The sequence below is a fragment of the Rhodococcus sp. NPDC058532 genome, assembly GCF_042719255.1.
Lineage (GTDB): Bacteria > Actinomycetota > Actinomycetes > Mycobacteriales > Mycobacteriaceae > Rhodococcus_G.
This window is the reverse complement of record NZ_JBHXNU010000004.1, coordinates 230669-249798: the sequence shown is the minus strand read 5'-3', so window position 1 is coordinate 249798 and position 19130 is coordinate 230669. Positions and strand designations below refer to the sequence as shown.

Sequence of the window (19130 nt, the reverse complement as noted above, 5' to 3'; positions counted from 1 at the left end):
CCTCTTCTTCGTTGGTTCGTGAACTGCATCAGTCGGTGACGAGAACCGGTGACCGGTGGCCGTCGGCGTTCCGTCGCTCGGTGGGGCGGCGCAGGAACACCGCCCAGGTGACGACCAGGCAGGCGACGTAGAAGCCGAGGAACACCCAGAACGCCATCGTGGCCGACTTCGCGTCGCTGCTGTAGGAGGCGCGGAGCACCAGGTTGATCCCGACACCGCCGAGGCCGCCGATCGCGCCAGCGAAGCCGATCAGCGCGCCGGACATGTTCCGGGACCAGGTGGCCTTCTGCTCCGCATCGAGGTGGTCGAGGCCCTGCGCCTTCGCCTCGAAGATCGACGGGATGATCTTGTAGACGGACCCGTTGCCGAGGCCGGACAGCAGGAACAGGGCGATGAAGCCGAGGACCAGTGTCACCAGGATGCCGGTGCTCGCGGCGCCGGGGGTGCGGTCGTCGAGGGTGCTCGCGGTGACCAGGACACCGGACGCCAGGATCATCGCGGCGAAGGTGTAGAGGGTGATCTTGCCGCCGCCGATCCGGTCGGCGAGTTTGCCGCCGTATGGGCGGGCGATCGACCCGAGCAGCGGGCCGATGAACGCGATCTGCGCGGTGTGCAATGCGGCCTGCGCCGGGGTGTCGCCGCCCGCGAGGAAGTTGATCTGCATGACCTGGCCGAACGCGAAGCTGTAGCCGATGAAGGAGCCGAAGGTACCGATGTAGAGGAAGGCGATGACCCACGAGTGGCCGTACCGGAGCGTCTTCCCCATCGCCCGCAGGTCGGCCTTCTGGTTGCCGAGGTTGTCCATGAACAGCGCCGCGCCGACCGCGGCGACACCGCACAGGACCAGGTAGATCGCGCAGACGATCCAGGCCTCGGTGTTGCCGACGGTCGCGATCACCAGCAGGCCGAGCAGCTGGATCACCGGGACCCCGATGTTGCCGCCGCCCGCGTTCAGCCCGAGCGCCCAGCCCTTGAGCCGCTGCGGGTAGAAGGCGTTGATGTTGGTCATCGAGGAGGCGAAGTTGCCGCCACCGACGCCGGCGAGCGCGGCGACCAGCAGGAAGGTGGTGTAGCTGAAGCCGGGGTTGAGCATCAGGTACAGGGTCGCGACCAGCGGAATCATCAGCACCAGCGCGCTGAAGACCGTCCAGTTCCGGCCGCCGAACCGGGCCGTCGCGACGGTGTATGGGATCCGCAGGATCGCGCCGACCAGCGTCGGGACCGCGACGAGGAAGAACTTGCCGCCCGCGTCGATGCCGTAGATCTCGGTCGGCATGAACAGCACCATCACCGACCAGACGGACCAGACGGAGAAGCCGACGTGCTCGGCGATCACGGACCAGATCAGGTTGCGCCTGGCGATGTCCTTGCCGCCCGCCTCCCAGGCCTCGACGTCCTCCGCGTCCCAGTGCGCGATGTGGTGCCGTTGCGCCGCCGTGGTGGGGGTGTCGAGGCCGTCGGCGGCTGCCGTTGCGTCGTCCGAGCGTGTGGTCACCAGGCCTCCTCGTTGGGTGTGGTGACCCGAAACTACGAGGGCGATGTTGCCTCGGTGCTGCCGTCAATGACCCCGCAATGAACTTGCACTCACCTGCCGCCGACCCGGCGTGTGAGCCCGTTTGCGCTGGTGAACGCCGTGTTAACGGGTGTGACCTGCCCGCGTCACGCGGCGCGGGCACCCCACGAATCCTCAAGGAACCGCGGCTTGCACGCCACCCAGCCCGCGACCATGATCACCGCGACGGCACCGACGAGCAGCAGGAACGGCCAGGCCCAGCCGCCCGTGACGTCGTGCAGCACCCCAAACATCAGCGGTCCGATGCAGGCGACGGCGTAGCCAAGGCCCTGGGTGAAGCCGGACAGGGCGGCCGATCCGGCGCCGGTGCGGGTGCGCAGGTTGATCAGGGTCAGCGACATCGGGAAGGTGCTCGGTCCGAGGCCGACCGCGACGATCCACAGGATCGGTGCCGCCATCGGCGCGAACAGCAGCCCGGCGAACCCGATCAGGTAGCTCACCCCGCACAGCAGGACCACCGGATACGGGTTGGCGATGCGGATGCACAGCGACGGCGCGCCGACCGCGGCGAGGAATCCGACGGCGCTGAACAGCGCGACCATCGAGCCGCCGAACCCGGCGGTGGCACCGGACTCGGCGAGGATCTTCGGAATCCAGGTGAACATCGAGTACGTGATCAGCGAGGTCATGCCGAACATGCCTGCCATGCCCCACGCCACCGGCGACCGCCACACCTGCCCGCGCGGTTCACCGGCGGCCTCGACGGGGGTCCGGTCGTGGACGTCGCGGCCGCGCCTGCCGAGGGTCACCGCGATCCACGGCAGCGCCGCGGCGACCGGCAGCAGCGTCCACATCCCGAGCGAGGTGCGCCAGTCGGCTGCCTCGGCGACCGGAATCGCGACGGCGGCGGGGAGCATCGTTCCGATCTGCACACAGAGGATGTAGAGGGTGCTGACCGCCCCGACCCGGTCGGCGAAATAGCGTTTGACCAGTGGCGGGATCACGACGTTGCCGATGCCCATGCCGCCGAGGGCGAGCGCGGAGAAGGCAAGCAGCCCGGCCGTCCCCGACATCACCGCACGCGATCCGAGCCCGATCGCGGTCATCACCATCGCCGCCAGCGCCACGTGTTCGAGACCGAACCGGACCGCGAGTCGGGGGGTCAGCAACCCGAACACCGCGAACATCGCGGTGGGGAGCATCCCGAAGACCCCGATGACGGTGGAGCCGAAGCCGATCTCCTGCCCGATCTCGTCGAGCAGCGGGGTGAGGGAGGTGACGGCGATCCGCAGGGTGAGCGCGGACAGGACGATCGCCGCGAGCACGACGAGACGCCCGGAGATCAGCGAGCGACGGCGGTCGCCCGCCGATCCGGTCGCCTTCTGCACGTGTGCCTGCTGCACCGTCACCACAACACCTCACTCACCCGATTGCGTCCCGGGACACCGTGGACCGAAGAATCATAGGATGACTGGATGAATTGGGGCAAACGATTACACTCCCTGCGTCCGGCCACCAGGCCACCAGCACCGGCAGAAGGGTCCCCGTGCAACCCGTACGACGCACCAGCCTGATCGCGCAGGTCACCGAGCAACTTCGCGCCGAGATCACGGCCGGACGCTGGCCCGTCGGCGGCCGGATCCCCACCGAACCCGCGCTCGCCGAGCTCACCGGGACGGGCCGCAACACCGTCCGCGAGGCAGTGCAGGCCCTCGTGCACGCGGGGATGCTCGAACGGCGACAGGGGTCGGGCACCTACGTGATCGCCACCAGCGATCTCGGCGGCACCCTGGCGAAGTACTTCGCGAGCGCGCTGGAGCGGGACGTGCTCGAACTGCGCCAGGCGCTCGACGTCACCGCGGCCGCGCTGGCCGCCCGCCGCAGGGACGAGGCGGACATCGAGAACCTGCGCGCCCTGCTGCGCGAGCGCAATCTCCTGTGGCGCAGCGCCGAACCGCGCGACCCCGACCGGCGCCGCGCCGCCGTCGCCGCAGACGTTGCCCTGCACCGGGCGATCGTCGCGGCCAGTCACAACGAGGTGTATCTCGAGTTTTACGACTCGCTGCTCCCGACGATCGAGCAGATCGTCACCGGACACCCCGTCGACGCGGCGAACTCGTACGAACACGAGCACGAACTGCTGGTGCAATCGGTCATCGACGGCGACCCCGAGCTGGCCGCGACCGAGGCCAGGCGGTTCCTGACCGAGTTGATTGAGCTCCGTCGCCCGCCGGGCTGATGCGCTGCCGGGAATGCCGCCCCGTCACAGTTGGTTGAACTTTGCATGACTTCCGCCGACCCTGTGCTGCACCAGTTCCGCCTCGGCTCCCCGTGGCAGGCCGTCGACCCGTTCCTGTTCGTCGCCCACCACGACGACGCCTACCCGCAGGGCACCGCGGACCTCGGGCCCGACGCCGCCCTCGCCGGGCGCCCGCTCGGCCGGGACTTCGGCCACCCGTCCGGCTGGAACATGTACCACGGACAGACCGTGCCCGGCTTCCCGCAGCACCCGCACCGGGGCTTCGAAACCGTCACCTACGTGCGACGCGGCACCGTCGACCACGCCGACTCCCTCGGGGCAACCGCACGCTACGGCGACGGCGACACCCAGTGGTTGACCACCGGACGCGGCGTGTCGCACTCGGAGATGTTCCCGCTCCTGAACCGGGACCGCCCGAACCCGCTCGACCTGTTCCAGATCTGGCTGAACCTCCCCGCCGCGTCCAAGTCCGCGGATCCGCACTTCGCGATGCTCTGGAACGAGCAGACCCCGCGGCTGAACCGCACCGACGAGGGCGGCCGCGAGAGCGTGGTGACGGTGATCGCGGGCGCCATCGACGGAGTCGCCCCGCTCGCGCCGCCACCCGAGTCGTGGGCCGCAGACTCCGACGCCGACCTGGCGATCTGGCATCTCGATCTGACCCCCGACGCCCGCCTCCCGCTGCCCGCCGCGGGCGGACCCGACACCAACCGGGTGCTGTACGTGTATGAGGGCAGCGACGTGCGGATCGGCGCCGACACCATCGGCACCGGCACCGGCGTCGTGCTCGACCCGACCGCAGCGGTGACGCTGACCGCGGGAGCGGGGGGAATCCGGATCCTGCTGCTACAGGGCCGTCCGATCGGCGAACCCGTCGCCCAGCACGGCCCGTTCGTGATGAACGACGAGGCCGGTCTGGTCGCCGCGTTCGACGACTACCGACGCACCGGATTCGGCGGCTGGCCGTGGCAGGCGGACGGCCCGGTGCATCCCGCCGACGCTGGCCGGTTCGCCCGGCACCCCGACGGCCGGGTCGACAGCCCGGCCTGAGCCGCACCGGGAACGTCACAGCATCAACCGGATCAGGTCGGAGGTGCGCACCAACCCCGGCAGCGCCTCCGCCGTCGACCGCGGGTGCAGCGCGTGCACGGCGAGCCGGAACATCAACGCCCGCAGCAACATCTGCGGCCACTCCGGAAGATCCTCCCACCGCCCGACCAGCTCCTCGTCGGCACCGCCCCAGGACAGGGCGTCGACGACGACCACCCCGGCCGCCCACGCCGCGGGGCGCCAGTACGGCGTGAGGTCGGTGATCCCGGGCGCATCCGAGCCGGCGAACAGGACGGTGCCGAACAGGTCGCCGTGCACCAGCTGGTCGGGCGAGTGCACCGGTTTACGCAGCGTCGCGAGCTGGCCGATCAGCTCGATGCTGGTCCTGCCGTCCGTCGATGCGGGCTCGAACTGGCCCTTCACACCGCGCAGCGGCACCTGCTCCCACGCGGCCCGGTCCGCGGCGACGAACACGTCGACATCCGCCCACGGCGGGACCGGTGGTTGCACCAGGAAGCGGGGCCGCTCGAGTGCCGCGGTCGCCGCGTGCAACCGCAGCGACAGCGACACCACCTCGTCGTGCCGCGGTTCCGGGGCGCCCTCGATGTAGGTGTCGGCGCGCCACCCCGACACCACGTACCGCCCGTCCGTCGCCCGCACCGGGCGGGCCAACCGGACGCTGTCCGGTTCGAGGGTCTCGCGCACCTTCGCCGACCACGCCGCCCGCGCATGATCCGCGACGGGTGAGAGCACCACGTCACCGCAACGCCAGCCGCCCTCCCAGTCGGGACCGAGTGCGACGGGGGTGGTCTCGCGGAGACCAAAAGTGGACCGCACATGGGTGGGTGGTTCGACGGAGCTCACGCGTTTAAACCTACCGCCGTGCACTCCGTCCCCCGACGCTGACGCGCCCGCGGGTATGCGCTTCGCGCCCGTGCGCGATTTTTACCCCGATCGGGGTAAAAATCACGCACAGTTCCTAGTAGGTCGGCAGGCTCGGGTCGACCTGGGTCGCCCACGCGACGATTCCCCCGTGCAAATGTGTCGCGTCGGCGAACCCGGCCGCCTTGAGTGCGGCGAGCACCTCCGCGGACCGGATCCCGGTCTTGCAGTACACGGTGATCGGACGGTCCTGCGGCAACTCGGCGAGGGCCTCCCCCGACAGGATCCGGTCCTTCGGGATCAGTGTTGCGCCGGGCAGGTGCACGATGTCCCACTCGACCGGCTCCCGCACGTCGATCAGCGCGATGTCCCCGCCAGCGCCGAGCCGCTCGGCGAGTTCCGCCGCGGTCACCGCCGACCCGGACACCGCTGCCTGCGCGTCGTCGGACACCACCCCGCAGAACGCGTCGTAGTCGATCAGTTCGGTGACCGGAACCCGGCCCGGGTCGCGGCGGACCCGGATGGTCCGGTAGCTCATCGCGAGGGCGTCGTAGATCATCAACCGGCCGAGCAGCGGCTCCCCGATCCCGACGATCAGCTTGATCGCCTCGGTCGCCATGATCGACCCGACCGAGGCGCACAGCACGCCGAGCACACCGCCCTCGGCGCAGGACGGGACGGTGCCCGGCGCGGGGGCCTCCGGGTACAGGTCCCGATAGTTCAGCCCGCGACCGTCGGGTGCTGCCTCCCAGAACACCGACACCTGACCCTCGAAGCGGTAGATCGACCCCCACACGTACGGCTTGCCCGCGAGGATCGCGGCGTCGTTGACGAGGTAGCGGGTGGCGAAGTTGTCGGTGCCGTCGAGGATCAGGTCGTACTGCTCGAACAGGCCGACCGCGTTGGAGGTGTCGAGCCGGAACTCGTGCAGCCGCACGTCGACGCCGTCGTTGATCTCCAGGATGGCGTCGCGGGCGCTGTGGGCCTTCGGCCTGCCGACATCGCTGCGGCCGTGGATGACCTGACGCTGCAGGTTCGACTCCTCGACGTGGTCGAAGTCGACGATGCCGATCGTCCCGACCCCGGCGGCCGCGAGATACAGCAGCGTCGGGGCGCCGAGTCCACCGGCACCAATCACCAACACCTTCGCGTTCTTCAACCGCTTCTGCCCGGTCATTCCCACGTTCGGGATGATCAGGTGCCTGCTGTAGCGGGCCACCTCGGCCCGGTTCAGTTCGGGCGCAGGCTCCACGAGTGGCGGCAGGGCGGGCAGCAGCCCGGCGCCGGTCGGCGTGGTTGCGGATTGTGCTGACGTCGACATGCCACCCATTCTCCCAGCGGCGGTGCCGCTCATCCGAACCGCGGGCGGTGCCGCTCATCCGAACCGCGGGCGGTTCCGCTCAGCCCCGAGGATAGGGCCAGGGGTTGAATCGGCAGGTCTTGCCGTCCATCGGCACGACCCCCTCGGGGTCGAGTGTGGCGATGTCGTCGTTCGAGGTCCCGAAGGTCTGCTGCATCATCACCGGCGCCAGCCCGCTCTCCGCCTCGCACGGCTGGTGGGCCTGGTAGCCGATCGCGTGCCCGACTTCGTGGTTGATCTGGTACTGCCGGTAGGAGCCGATGTCCCCCTGGTAGGCGACGGCGCCGCGCACCCAGCGGGGCTCGTTGAGGACGACCCGGTCGATTCCCGGGTTGTAGCAGGAGACCTCCAGCTGGATGTCGTAGCCGCAGGCCTGCCGGATCGTCATCTGCGAGGTCAGCGAGATCCGGAAGGTGGGGTCACCGGAATCGACCCGCTGGAAGGCGAACCGCTCGTCGTTGGTCCAGCTCTTCGGGTTGGCGAGCGTCTGGTCGACCATCCGGGCGAAGGATTCGTCGCCGCCGAATCCGGCGGTATCGACGCCGTCTTCGACCTCGACGGTGTAGGTGAACACCTGCTCGGTGCCGCGCCCGACCTTCGGTGTCGTTCCGGGGATGACGCGCCAGGTCCCGGCCCCGGTCGCGGTGAACGGCCCGCCGTCGGGGAGCGTCCCGGACGGGATCGAGGCGGCGAAGTTGCCGTCGCCCTGCGGCGGAACGCCGATGACACCGGTTCCGTCGACGCTGGTGCTGCGGGCCCCGAACCCGGGATCGCCGTACGCGCCGGGTTCGGCGGGCCCGGTGCCGCGGACCGCGTCGATGACGACGAGGACGGTGACGACGGCGAGGACCGGGATGGCGTAGGCGCGCCAGCCGTAGGTGGCGACGAACTTGCCGAGCCTGCTCTGCTTGCGGGCCTGCCGTTCGGGTCGGGGGCTGCGGGCTCGTCCGGTGCTCTCGGTGATCGGGTCCCACAGCGCGCGCAGCGGCTGCCGCGACGCGACCGGCCCGCCGGTCCAGCGGCCTGCGCGCGGTCCGCCGGGTTCCGGCTCGTCCGACCCCGCGCGTCTCCACCCGGGTTCGTCCTGCGGTGCCGCCTCGGGATCCCGCGCCGATCCGGCCCGCTCCGAGCCCGCTGTCGAGTCGTCGGCACTCCAGGGGTGTGCACCCCGCAGTCGCGGTCCGCCTCCATCCGTCACCGGTCCAGCGTCTCACAACCGGCGGCGGCGTCCGCCCGGGCACGCCGGGCACCTGCACCGGGCGGGCGGACACCGGAACCCGGCACGACCTGCACCGGGACCGGCGTGTGTACGGCGAGAACGTGCCCGCAACGGTGACCTGGAATACTCGGTGGTGGCAGCGTTCGCGGTTTCGCGAATGTCCGGGCGTCGGTCCGGTATCGTTCGATCACTTTGTGCACCCGGTGCCGTGAGCAACCTCACCCACGCAGCACGAGGCACGGATGGTGACAACGCAAAGATGGGGAGCACGATGACTGAACTCGCGGATCGTTCCGCAACTCCGGCCGGGCGACAAGGCGCCAAGCGCAGCACGCGACTGCCCCGGGACGCTCGTCGACTCCAGTTGCTGCAGGCCGCGAGCGAGGTGTTCGTCAGCCGCGGGTACCACTCGGCGGGCATGGACGAGATCGCCGAGTGCGCTGGCGTCAGCAAGCCCGTCCTGTACCAGCATTTCCCGGGGAAGCTGGACCTGTATCTGGCGGTGCTGCAGAGCTACGTGGACAGCCTGATCTCGGGGGTCCGGCAGGCGCTGCGCTCGACCACCGACAACCGTCAGCGTGTCCGCGCCGCGGTCCAGGCGTTCTTCGATTTCGTCGACAACGACAGTCAGGGCTACCGGCTGGTGTTCGAGTCCGACCTGATGGGCGATCCGCAGGTGCTCTCCCGCGTCGACCGCGCCACCGAGGCCTGCGTCGACGCCGTCTTCGACCTCGTCGCCCACGACTCGGGCCTGGACCCCTACCGTGCGCGGATCCTCGCCGTCGGACTCGTCGGGACCAGCCAGTTCACGGCCAGGTACTGGTTGCAGGCGAATCGGCCGATCCCGAAGGAGGAGGCGGTCGACACCACCGTTCAGCTGGCCTGGGGCGGGCTGTCCCACGTGCCGATGCACGCCTGACCGCCGACGATCGACCCGATGACGCGAGAACGGGGCGTGCGGATTCGCACGCCCCGTTCCCCGTCTCCCGGTCAGCTCGCGAAGCCGACCTTGCGGCTGTCGGGCTGCCCGATCTCGACGTAGGCAACCTTCGACGCCTGAATCAGGAACTTGCGCTCCTTGTCGTCGGTGAGGACGAGAACTCCCGATACGTCGCCGCCGATTGCCGCGGAGACGAGCTCGGTCACCTCATCCGGGGTCTGCGCGCTGCTGAGGATCAGCTCGCGCGGGCTGTCAGAAATGCCGATCTTGACCTCCACGGCCAACCTCCGAACTCTCGTGCCATCACTGTCTGGTGGGGGAACCAACTGGTGTCAGGCTAGTGCAGCCGACCAGGACCGGGCCGCCTCGATGCCTGTGCTGAGAGCGAACAGGAGCGTCAGACGAGACCGAGCACCGCCATCCGTTCGGCATGCCGCTCCTGCATCCGGTCGAACAGTGCCGCGACACCGTTGAGGTCCCCGCTGGCCGACAGGACGAGGTCCGTGAGCGCCTCCCGCTGCGCCATCACGTATTGCGCCTGCGTGATCGCCTCGCCGAGCAGCCGCCTGCCCCACAACATCAGGCGGTCCTTCTCCTTCGTCGACGCCAGCACCGCGGCGCTGACCTCCTGAACGACGAACTCGGAATGCCCGGTCTCCGCGAGCACCTCCCGCACCACCGCACCGACCGACGGGTCGAGCGCGCCGGCGATCTCGAGGTAGAAGTCGGCGGCGATGCCGTCACCGACGTGGGCCTTGACGAGCGACTCGAGCCAGGTCGATGGGTGGGTGGACGCGTGGTAGTCGTCGAGCGGCCGCACGAACGGGGACATCGCCGCGTACACCTCGAGTCCGCGTTCGGTGAGCGCGGACTCGAGCGTCTCGAAGTGCCGCATCTCCGCGCCTGCCATCCGCGCCAGCGCCACCTTCCCGGCCAGGGCCGGGGCCATCCGGGCGTCCTCGGCGAGCCGGTAGAAGGCGGAGATCTCGCCGTAGGCGAGGAGGGCGAACAGCTCACTGACACCCGGGTGGTCGGCGGCGATGACGGGCGACAGCGAATCGGCAGAATTGGCTCCCATGTGGACAGCGTAGACCGCGCCTACCTGCGAACTCGGCCGCGGCGGTTACCATGGTTGCGGGCCGCAGCCCGATCGTCCGGGCAATCGGACGCATCGCGGCGACCATGGCGGCCCGAAGATGATGTGCGCGCACCTGATCCGTAGGTCCGTTCCCGCGCCGCGCCGAGAGACCCCTCTTGCGCGCCGGGCAGCAGGAACCGAGGCCGTCGGACGAGGCACCGACGACAGTCGGACCCGGGGTTGCCGTATCGGACGGTGGGCACCACCCACCCGTCGGACACGGATCCGCCCGGGCGGTCGACACCCGGCCTGGCCCAGCTCGTGCGCGCGTGCCGACGAGGAAGGCCAGACCACTGAGCAAGATCACGATCGACCATGAAGACGACGCGAGCGAGACCACACTGTCCGCCCAGCTCGACGAGACCCACACCGCCCCCAGCTTCGCCGAACTCGGCGTCCGCGACGAGATCGTCCGGGCGCTGGCGGAGATCGGCATCGAACGCACCTTCGCCATCCAGGAGTTGACGCTTCCGCTGGCGCTCGCTGGCGACGACCTGATCGGTCAGGCCCGCACCGGCATGGGCAAGACGTTCGGCTTCGGCGTCCCGCTGCTGCACCGCGTCAGCACCGGCTCCGGCACCGCCGCGCTCGACGGCACCCCGCGGGCGCTGGTCATCGTCCCGACCCGGGAACTGTGCATCCAGGTCACCGAGGATCTGGTGAACGCGGGCAAGTACCTGAAGGCCGGCACCCGGAAGCTTGAGGTGCTGTCGATCTACGGCGGCCGCCCCTACGAAACGCAGATCGAGGCCCTGCGGAAGGGCGTCGACGTCGTCGTCGGCACCCCCGGCCGACTGCTCGACCTCGCCAAGCAGGGGCACCTGATCCTCGGGAAGGTCGGGGTTCTGGTCCTCGACGAGGCCGACGAGATGCTCGACCTCGGCTTCCTGCCCGACATCGAGCGCATCCTGCAGATGGTCCCGGACGGACCCTCCGGCTCCGCTCCCGGCCGCCAGACGATGCTGTTCTCCGCGACGATGCCCGGCCCGATCATCACCCTCGCGCGCACGTTCCTGACCCGGCCGACGCACATCCGCGCCGAGGAGCCGGAGTCCTCGGCGGTGCACGACCGCACCACCCAGCACATCTTCCGCGCCCACGCGCTCGACAAGGCCGAGATGGTGGCCCGAATCCTGCAGGCCGACGGCCGCGGCGCGACGATGATCTTCACCCGCACCAAGCGCACCGCACAGAAGGTCGCCGACGAGCTGAACGAGCGCGGATTCTCGGTCGGGGCCGTGCACGGCGACCTCGGCCAGATCGCACGGGAGAAGGCCCTCAAGGGGTTCCGCACCGGCAAGGTGGACGTGCTGGTCGCGACCGATGTCGCGGCCCGCGGCATCGACATCGACGACGTGACACACGTCATCAACTACCAGTGCCCCGACGACGAGAAGACCTACGTCCACCGGATCGGCCGCACCGGTCGCGCAGGCCGCACCGGCACCGCGGTCACCCTCGTCGACTGGGACGACGTGCCGCGCTGGCAGCTGATCGACAAGGCGCTGAACCTGGGCGTCGCCGATCCGGTCGAGACCTACTCCAGCTCCGAGCACCTCTACACGGATCTCGGCATCCCGACCGACGCGAAGGGTTCGGTCCGGAAGCCGAAGCCCGCGCGCACGAACGAGGCTCCGGCGGAGAGCGCCGACAAGGCCGAGCGGCCGCAGCGGACCCGCACCAGGAAGCGGACCCGAGGTGCACGGTCCGCCGAGGCCGCCACCACCGCGCCTGCCGACACCTCATCGGAGGCCGTCGCCCCGGAACCCACGTCGCCGAGCGGCGAGGGGACCCCGGCCCGGCGCCGGCGCCGGCGCCGTCGCCCGTCCACCGGCGCGGCCACCTCAGCGGCGCCCGCAGCGACGGAGTAGCCACCCACGTGCTCGCACCCGAGCGGCGCACCCGCGCCGACGTTTTCGCCGCCTGCGCGATCGCGCTGCTCGTCGTTGTCGCCGCGGGCGCGGTCTGGTTCACCGGGGATGCCCGCGGCACCGAATCGGTAACCGCGAGCACCCCCGCCGTCCCGGCGGAGACCGCGCTGACGGTGCCCGACACCCTGACCGAGTCCTGGCGTGCCGCCAGCGGCGCCACCGCCGCCCCCGTTGCCGCGGGTGGCGCCGTGGTCAGCGGCGCGGGCGACACCGTCACCGGACACGACCCGGAGACCGGAAGCGCGCTGTGGTCGTATCGGCGGGACCGGGCACTGTGCGGGGTGATCGGGGCCTGGAACACCGCGGTCGCGGTCTACCCCGATGATCGGGGCTGCGGTCAGGTCACCCAACTCGACGGGTCCACCGGGGTTCGGCAGGCGCAGCGATCCAGCGACGCGGACCCCTCCGTGACGTTGTCCGAGGACGGCACCTACCTCACCTCCCGCGGCGACTCCCGGCTGGAGGTGTGGCGCTCGGACCTGGTGCGCACCCTCGAATTCGGTCGGGTCGACGCCCCGGTCAACCCCGGTGTGCAGCCCCGCTCCGGCTGCGCCCTGCTGTCGTCCGGGTCCAGCAGCAGCCGGCTCGCGGTGCTCGAATCCTGTCCGGGGGAGGACGGCGTCCGGCTCGACATCCTGAACCCGGCACCGAAGGACAATTCCGAGCCCGAGGAGTTCGGGTCGACCCTGCTCGGTGACGTCGCGCGCGCCGCCGTCCTCGGCGTCTCGGGGGAACGCACCGCCGTCTACGTTCCCGGGACCCCGACGGCGGCGGCATCGGTCGCGGTGTTCGACGGCAGCGGCAACGAAACCGCCCGGCATCCCGCCCCCGCCGACGTCTCCCCCACCGCCACCGTCGCCCGCACCGCATCGTTCATCAGCTGGTGGACCGGCTCCACCGTGATCGCCCTGCGGACAACGGATTTCACGCCGTTGTGGTCGTTCCCCGATGCGCTCGGCCCCGGCGCCGTGATGGCCGGTCAGGTCCTCGTCCCCGTCGAGGGCGGCATCGCGGTGCTCGACCCGGTCACCGGCGCCGACCTCCGCCGCATCCCGGTCGACCGACCCGACAGCACGCCGCCCCGACCGGTCACGACCACCGTCCTCGGTTCCGTCGTCGTCGAACAGCGCGGGGACGAGCTCGTCGCGCTGCGCTAGGAGACATGCCCTAGGATCCCCGGTCACTCGCAGTGCGGCAGCGGGGTCCCGTCGTCCCAGTACGCGACGAGGCCGCGGGCCAGCTCGCGGTACGCCTTGGCCCCCTTGTTGGTGCGCCCGGCGAGCACCGTGGCCCCCGACGCGCTCGCCTCCGCGAATCGGACGGTGCGCGGGATCGGCGGCGCGAGCACCGGCAGGTCGTAGCGGTCCGCGACATCGGCGAGCACGTCCCTGCTGTGCGTCGTGCGGGCGTCGTAGAGGGTCGGCAGGGCACCGAGCAGCGCCAGCTCCGGATTGGTGATCTCCCGAACCTCGGCGACCGTCCGCAGCAGCTGCCCGACCCCGCGGTGCGCGAGCGTCTCGCACTGCAGCGGCACCAGCACCGCGTTCGCCGCCGTTAGCCCGTTGAGGGTGAGCACGCCCAGCGACGGCGGGCAGTCGACGAGGACCACGTCGAAGTCGTCGCCGAGCGTGGCAAGGGCCCGCTTGAGCGCGAATTCGCGGCCCGGCCGCATCAGCAGCACCGCCTCCGCCCCCGCCAGGTCGATCGTTGCCGGAACCAGGGCGAAACCCTCGTCGGTATCGACGATCACCTCCCGGAGCGGCAGCTGCCCCGTCAGCACCTCGTGCACCGACGCCTCGACCCGGTCCGGGTTGTGTCCCAGCGAGAAGGTCAGGCAGCCCTGCGGGTCGAGGTCGACCACCATCACCTTCCGCCCCAGCCCGGCCAACGCCGCCGCCAGTGATGCCACCGTCGTGGTCTTCGCGACCCCACCCTTTTGATTCGCCACCGCGAGCACAGTTGTCACGGCAGTGATCTTTGCGCACTCGGGGCGCGCTGGCGAGACCCTCACCTGAGATGATCGCGGATGTGCCCTCTCAACGACCACTCGGCGACACCGAACGCGCGGGCGCGGCGACACCGGACCGCGCTGGCGGACGGATCGTGCTGCTGCGGCACGGGTCAACGGAGTGGGCGGCCCGTGGACGGCACACCGGCCGCACCGACGTCGCGTTGACCGCCGAGGGGGAGGCACAGGCGCGGGCCGCCGCCGGGCGCCTGACCGGGCTGGGCCTGCACGACCCGGCGGTCCTGTGCAGCCCCCGCAGGCGCTCGGCGCGCACAGCCGAACTGGCCGGCCTGGACGCCCGCACGTGGGACGCGCTCGCCGAATGGGACTACGGCGACTACGAGGGTCTGACCACCCCGCAGATCCGGGAGCTGGTGCCGCACTGGACGGTGTGGACGCATCCGTGCCCCGGCGGCGAGGACGCCGACGCGGTCGAGTCGCGCGCGGACCTGGTGCTGTCCGTCGCCGAATCCCACCTCCCCGGCCGCGACGTCGTCCTCGTCGGGCACGGCCACTTCTCCCGGGCGCTGATCACCCGCTGGGTGGGGTTCCCGGTGCTCGAGGGCCGTCGCTTCGCGCTGTCCCCCGGTGCCGTCACGGTGCTCGGGTACGAGCGCGGCGTCCGGCAGATCGTCGCCCACAACGCCAGCTGACCACCGACCACATCCGAAACGAAAGAGGTTCCCGATGATTCGCCGCATCACCGCCGCGGACGTGCCCGCCGTCACCGGCCTGGTGTACGACCTGGCCGAGTACGAAAAGGCGAGGGACGAGTGCACCGTCACCGAGGCCCAGCTGACGGCCGCGCTGTTCGGTCCGCAGCCGACGGTGTTCGGTCACGTCGTCGAGGACGGCGGCGCGGTGGTGGGGACCGCGCTGTGGTTCCGGAACTTCTCCACCTGGGACGGGGTGCACGGCATCTACCTGGAGGACCTGTACGTGCAGCCCGCCTTCCGCGGCCGAGGTCACGGGCGGGCACTGCTCGCGACCCTGGCCCGCGAGTGCGTCGCGAACGGCTACACCCGGCTGGCGTGGTCGGTGCTGAAGTGGAACACCCCGTCGATCGAGTTCTACGACTCCCTCGGCGCGGAACCGCAGGACGAGTGGACGGGCTACCGGCTCAGCGGTGCCGCGCTGGCCGGACTGGCGGGTACGGCCTGACCGCCGGTCATTCCTCGGCGGCGTCGTCCCCGTACTCCTGCGCCATCCACCGCGACGTCGGCGCCGCGAACAGGCACGCCAGCGCGGGCAGGACGACGATGCCGAACACCACGCCGAGTGCGGGCTGGTGCGAATCGGTCAGCAACGACCACACCACCGGCAGCAGCAGCAGCTGGGCCACCACCGCGATCGCCCGGCCCCACCGGTGCCCGCGCAGCAATGCGATCCCGGCCGCGAGCACCGCACCACCGAGGATGACGAACCAGGCGGCCGTCCCGTACGGGTTCGCGGCCTCCCGGTCGTGCCCGAGCAGACCCCGGATCACCAGCACGAGCGCGACGACGACGGCGACGACGCCCTCGAAGGTGACCAGGCCGCCGGCCCAGCGAACCGTGGCGGGAAGGGACGGAGATGCGGGTGACTCGGACACGGCAGCCACCCTATAGAACGCGGCACCCGGGTCGCCGCCAGCGTCCCGGCGACCGCGTTGGGCGCGGGCCGGCGCCGACGCCCTAAGCTCGTGATCCGTGCGCGCGCTGCTGATCGTGAACCCGAATGCGACCTCGACCACCCCGGCTGCCCGGGACCTGCTCGCGCATGCCCTGTCGAGCCGGGTGCAGGTCCGGGTGGTGCACACCACCCACCGTGGTCACGCCGCCGAGCTGGCCCGGCGGGCGGTCATCGAGGGGATCGGGCTGATCATCGTGCACGGCGGCGACGGCACCGTCAACGAGGTCGTCAACGGACTGCTCGGCGCCCCGGAGCCCGGGTCGATGAGCGCGCTGACGATCGGACCGACCCCGCTCGTCGCGGTGGTGCCGGGTGGGTCCGCGAACGTCTTCGCCCGCTCCCTCGGCATCGACCCGGATCCCGTGGTTGCGACGAACCAGCTGATCGAACTGCTCGAGCTGCGGGAGCGGCGACGAATCGGGCTGGCGCACTGCGACGGCCGATGGTTCACCTTCAATGCCGGGCTCGGGCTGGACGCGCAGGTGTGCGAGGCGATCGACCTTGCCCGCGCGAAGGGCCACGCAGCGACCCCGTCCCGGTACGTGCGGACCGCGGTGCGCACCTTCCTCCGGACCCGGCGGATCGAGCCGACGCTGACGGTGGAGGTGCCGGGGCACGAGCCGGTCGACGGGGTGCACTACGCGTTCGTGTCGAACTCGAGCCCGTGGACGTACCTGAACCAGCGCCCCGTCGCGGTCAACCCGGACACCGCCTTCGACACCGGTCTCGGCGTGTTCGCGATGCGCACGATGAGCATCGCACGGAGCCTGCCGATGGTGCGCCAGCTCCTGAAGCCGGGGTCGAACCCGAAGTCGCGCAACCTTTTTCGGGTGGATGACACCCCTCGGGTGCGGATCACCTCGACCACCCCGATCGGGCTCCAGATGGACGGGGACTACATCGGAAAGCGCACCGAGGTGAACTTCGTCGCGGTGCGCGACGCGCTGACGATGGTGGCCCCGAGCCGCGGCTGACACCGTGCCGACCCCGCCGCCGATGCCGCGCGGCGGGCGCGGAGCCGGGCAAGAACCCTACTCCCATAGTGCAAAAGTCCCGCGAGCGGGGTACAAAGTAATGCAGACCACACCGGGTGATTCGCAATAGTGAGTTACCCCACGGACGGGCCATTTTCTATTGACTTCCTGCGCGTTCGTGAAAGCATTCACAAGCAACAGCGCGGAAACATTCGACTCAACCGCGCATGAACGACGCGATACGCAACGGTGCGTGACGGCCCGACTTCCGGAGCCAGTCCGCTGCCAACGAACACACAGACGACACGGTGCGATGCACCCGGTAAAGGAGCAGAAGGATGGACTGGCGCCACAAGGCAATCTGTCGGGACGAGGACCCGGAGTTGTTCTTCCCTGTGGGCAACAGTGGACCGGCCATCGCGCAGATCGCGGACGCCAAGCTGGTGTGCAACCGCTGCCCCGTGACCGCCGATTGCCTGTCGTGGGCCCTCGAGTCGGGTCAGGACGCAGGCGTGTGGGGCGGCATGAGCGAGGACGAGCGGCGCGCGCTCAAGCGGCGGAACGCACGCACCCGGGCTCGCAGCGCGGTCTGACACACAGCTGTCGTCACTGAGGCCCGGCACCGAAAGGTGCCGGGCCTCAGCGCTGTTCACACCGAGCGACGGTCACACGCGGGTGGCGGCACGGCGCCCCAACGGAACCCGCAACGCCGCCTCCGTTCCACCACCGCGCCGAGCCGGGCGCAACCCGAGCGAGCCACCGAGTTCCGCGGACACCAGGGTCCGCACGATCTGCAGGCCCAGGCTCTCCGAGCGCTCCAGGCTGAAACCGTCGGGCAGGCCCGTCCCGTCGTCGTGGATCACCACGTCCAGCCAGCGCGCCGACCGCGTCGCCCGCAGCGTCACCGTCCCGTCCTGTCCCGGCTCGTACCCGTGCTCGATGGCGTTCTGCACCAGCTCGGTCAGCACCATCACCAGCGGTGTGGCCCGCTCCGCGGGAAACACCCCGAAACTGCCCTCCCGGCGGATCTGCACCGTGCTGTTGACCGCGGCCACGTCCGCCATGATCGGCACCAGCCGGTCGACGACCTCGTCGAGGTTGACCTCCTCGTCGACGGACATCGACAGGATGTCGTGGACGAGCGCAATCGAGGTGACCCGGCGCACCGACTCGGCGAGCGCCAGCCGCGCCTCGTCGTTCTGGGTGCGGCGGGCCTGCAATCGCAGCAGCGCGGCCACCGTCTGCAGGTTGTTCTTCACCCGGTGGTGGATCTCCCGGATGGTGGCGTCCTTGCTGAGCAGAGCCCGGTCGCGGCGTTTGACCTCGGTGACATCCCGAATCAGGACCACGGCGCCCGCCGGGTTTCCGCCGGGCCGCAACACCAGCGTGCGCAGCAGCACGATCGCCCCGCGCGCCTCGACCTCCATCCGCTTGCCCGCCTTCCCGGCGAGGGCGGCGCGAATGTCGGTGGCGACATCCTGCGCGTCGAACGGGTCGGTGATCAGGGTGCGGGTCACCGCGGCCAGGTCCCGACCCTTGAGCGTGGTCGTGGTCAGCCCCATCCGGTGATACGCCGACAGTGAGTTCGGGCTCGCGTAGACGACGATGCCGTCCGGGTCGAGCCGGATGAAGCCGTCCCCGGCCCGGGGGCTGGACAGGATCTCGCTCTGCTCCTCCGGCGTCGGGAAGGTGCCCTCGCTGATCATCTGGCACAGCTCGGCCGCGCAGTCGAGGTAGGCCACCTCCAGCGGGCTCGACTGCCGCTGCTGCGTCGGGTTGGTGTCGCGGCTCAGCACCGCGATCACGTCCCCGTTGCAGCGCACCGGGATGGCCTCGCGGCGCACCGGGTTGCCTCCCCCGGAGTCCTGCACCCGCACGATCCGCCACTCGGTGAGCGCCTGCCGCACGTGCGGATGCTCGCTGTCCGAGACCACCCAGCCCACCGCGTCCTCCGCGAACGCCGTCGGCGCGGTCGTGGGACGACACTGGGCGACGCACACCAGCCGGGCATCCTCGTCCGGCTCGGCGAGCCCGGCGTCGGTGGAGACCCAGAGCAGCACGTCGGCGAACGACAGGTCCGCAAGCAGTTGCCACTCCCCGACCACCCGCTGGAGGTGGTCAACGCCCTCACCGGGGAGTTCGGTGTGCTCGGCGAGCAGGTCACTGAGGGTCGACATCGGCGGC

At 70.6% G+C, this 19130-nt stretch carries 19 protein-coding genes; 9 read left to right on the top strand and 10 right to left on the bottom strand.

What is annotated here, in order from left to right; genetic code table 11:
• Window positions 1-28: 28 nt before the first annotated feature.
• The gene (locus ACFWQG_RS07540; RefSeq protein WP_378507049.1) at window positions 29-1417 is read right to left on the bottom strand and encodes an MFS transporter; all 1389 of its coding nucleotides are present in this window, start codon (window positions 1415-1417) and stop codon (window positions 29-31) included.
• 242 nt (window positions 1418-1659) lie between these two features.
• Window positions 1660-2916, bottom strand: coding sequence for a CynX/NimT family MFS transporter (locus ACFWQG_RS07535; protein WP_378507048.1), 1257 nt, complete (start codon window positions 2914-2916; stop codon window positions 1660-1662).
• 143 nt (window positions 2917-3059) lie between these two features.
• Between ACFWQG_RS07535 and ACFWQG_RS07530 the strand changes: the two genes are divergently transcribed.
• Complete coding sequence (locus ACFWQG_RS07530; protein ID WP_378506970.1) at window positions 3060-3752, top strand: FadR/GntR family transcriptional regulator; 693 nt, start codon at window positions 3060-3062, stop codon at window positions 3750-3752.
• A gap of 45 nt (window positions 3753-3797) precedes the next feature.
• Entirely contained in the window at window positions 3798-4823 is a 1026-nt protein-coding gene (locus ACFWQG_RS07525; protein WP_378506969.1) for a pirin family protein, read from the top strand.
• 15 nt (window positions 4824-4838) lie between these two features.
• On the opposite strand, the gene ACFWQG_RS07520 is transcribed toward ACFWQG_RS07525, so the two are convergent.
• The 3 genes from ACFWQG_RS07520 to ACFWQG_RS07510 form a co-directional block, all read right to left on the bottom strand.
• Window positions 4839-5687 carry a TIGR02569 family protein gene (locus ACFWQG_RS07520; RefSeq protein ID WP_378506968.1) on the bottom strand — a complete coding sequence of 283 codons (849 nt, stop codon included), beginning with the start codon at window positions 5685-5687 and terminating at the stop codon, window positions 4839-4841.
• 115 nt (window positions 5688-5802) lie between these two features.
• Window positions 5803-7026: an adenylyltransferase/sulfurtransferase MoeZ gene (moeZ, locus tag ACFWQG_RS07515; protein WP_378506967.1), complete on the bottom strand. Its 1224-nt coding sequence runs from the start codon at window positions 7024-7026 to the stop codon at window positions 5803-5805.
• Window positions 7027-7105: 79 nt separating this feature from the next.
• Window positions 7106-8263, bottom strand: coding sequence for a DUF3152 domain-containing protein (locus ACFWQG_RS07510; protein ID WP_378506966.1), 1158 nt, complete (start codon window positions 8261-8263; stop codon window positions 7106-7108).
• Window positions 8264-8555: 292 nt separating this feature from the next.
• On the opposite strand from ACFWQG_RS07510, the gene ACFWQG_RS07505 reads away from it, so the two are divergent.
• Window positions 8556-9203 (top strand): TetR/AcrR family transcriptional regulator, encoded by a 648-nt coding sequence (locus ACFWQG_RS07505; RefSeq protein WP_378506965.1) that lies wholly within the window; start codon window positions 8556-8558, stop codon window positions 9201-9203.
• A 71-nt stretch (window positions 9204-9274) separates the two neighbouring features.
• Here the strand turns inward: ACFWQG_RS07505 and ACFWQG_RS07500 are convergent, their stop codons facing one another.
• Both ACFWQG_RS07500 and ACFWQG_RS07495 read right to left on the bottom strand, forming a co-directional pair.
• Window positions 9275-9502 carry a DUF3107 domain-containing protein gene (locus ACFWQG_RS07500; protein ID WP_378506964.1) on the bottom strand — a complete coding sequence of 76 codons (228 nt, stop codon included), beginning with the start codon at window positions 9500-9502 and terminating at the stop codon, window positions 9275-9277.
• A gap of 119 nt (window positions 9503-9621) precedes the next feature.
• Window positions 9622-10302, bottom strand: a complete 681-nt coding sequence (locus ACFWQG_RS07495; RefSeq protein ID WP_378506963.1) for a ferritin-like fold-containing protein — start codon at window positions 10300-10302, stop codon at window positions 9622-9624.
• 329 nt (window positions 10303-10631) lie between these two features.
• Here ACFWQG_RS07495 and ACFWQG_RS07490 point away from each other — a divergent pair, with 329 nt between their 5' ends.
• Window positions 10632-12233, top strand: coding sequence for a DEAD/DEAH box helicase (locus ACFWQG_RS07490; RefSeq protein WP_378506962.1), 1602 nt, complete (start codon window positions 10632-10634; stop codon window positions 12231-12233).
• Between the two features lie 8 nt (window positions 12234-12241).
• A complete protein-coding gene (locus tag ACFWQG_RS07485) occupies window positions 12242-13450 on the top strand; it encodes a hypothetical protein (protein ID WP_378506961.1) in 1209 nt (402 codons plus the stop codon).
• 23 nt (window positions 13451-13473) lie between these two features.
• Here ACFWQG_RS07485 and ACFWQG_RS07480 read toward each other — a convergent pair whose 3' ends face one another.
• Window positions 13474-14259: a ParA family protein gene (locus ACFWQG_RS07480; protein ID WP_378506960.1), complete on the bottom strand. Its 786-nt coding sequence runs from the start codon at window positions 14257-14259 to the stop codon at window positions 13474-13476.
• A 50-nt stretch (window positions 14260-14309) separates the two neighbouring features.
• Here ACFWQG_RS07480 and ACFWQG_RS07475 point away from each other — a divergent pair, with 50 nt between their 5' ends.
• Both ACFWQG_RS07475 and ACFWQG_RS07470 read left to right on the top strand, forming a co-directional pair.
• Complete coding sequence (locus ACFWQG_RS07475; RefSeq protein WP_378506959.1) at window positions 14310-14954, top strand: acid phosphatase; 645 nt, start codon at window positions 14310-14312, stop codon at window positions 14952-14954.
• A 34-nt stretch (window positions 14955-14988) separates the two neighbouring features.
• Entirely contained in the window at window positions 14989-15462 is a 474-nt protein-coding gene (locus tag ACFWQG_RS07470; protein WP_378506958.1) for a GNAT family N-acetyltransferase, read from the top strand.
• Window positions 15463-15469: 7 nt separating this feature from the next.
• Here ACFWQG_RS07470 and ACFWQG_RS07465 read toward each other — a convergent pair whose 3' ends face one another.
• Window positions 15470-15892 (bottom strand): hypothetical protein, encoded by a 423-nt coding sequence (locus tag ACFWQG_RS07465; RefSeq protein WP_378506957.1) that lies wholly within the window; start codon window positions 15890-15892, stop codon window positions 15470-15472.
• Window positions 15893-15989: 97 nt separating this feature from the next.
• Between ACFWQG_RS07465 and ACFWQG_RS07460 the strand changes: the two genes are divergently transcribed.
• Window positions 15990-16946: a diacylglycerol/lipid kinase family protein gene (locus tag ACFWQG_RS07460; RefSeq protein ID WP_378506956.1), complete on the top strand. Its 957-nt coding sequence runs from the start codon at window positions 15990-15992 to the stop codon at window positions 16944-16946.
• 338 nt (window positions 16947-17284) lie between these two features.
• Window positions 17285-17539: a WhiB family transcriptional regulator gene (locus ACFWQG_RS07455; RefSeq protein WP_007537924.1), complete on the top strand. Its 255-nt coding sequence runs from the start codon at window positions 17285-17287 to the stop codon at window positions 17537-17539.
• A 72-nt stretch (window positions 17540-17611) separates the two neighbouring features.
• Here the strand turns inward: ACFWQG_RS07455 and ACFWQG_RS07450 are convergent, their stop codons facing one another.
• Window positions 17612-19123 carry a sensor histidine kinase gene (locus tag ACFWQG_RS07450; protein WP_378506955.1) on the bottom strand — a complete coding sequence of 504 codons (1512 nt, stop codon included), beginning with the start codon at window positions 19121-19123 and terminating at the stop codon, window positions 17612-17614.
• Between the last annotated feature and the right edge of the window lie 7 nt (window positions 19124-19130).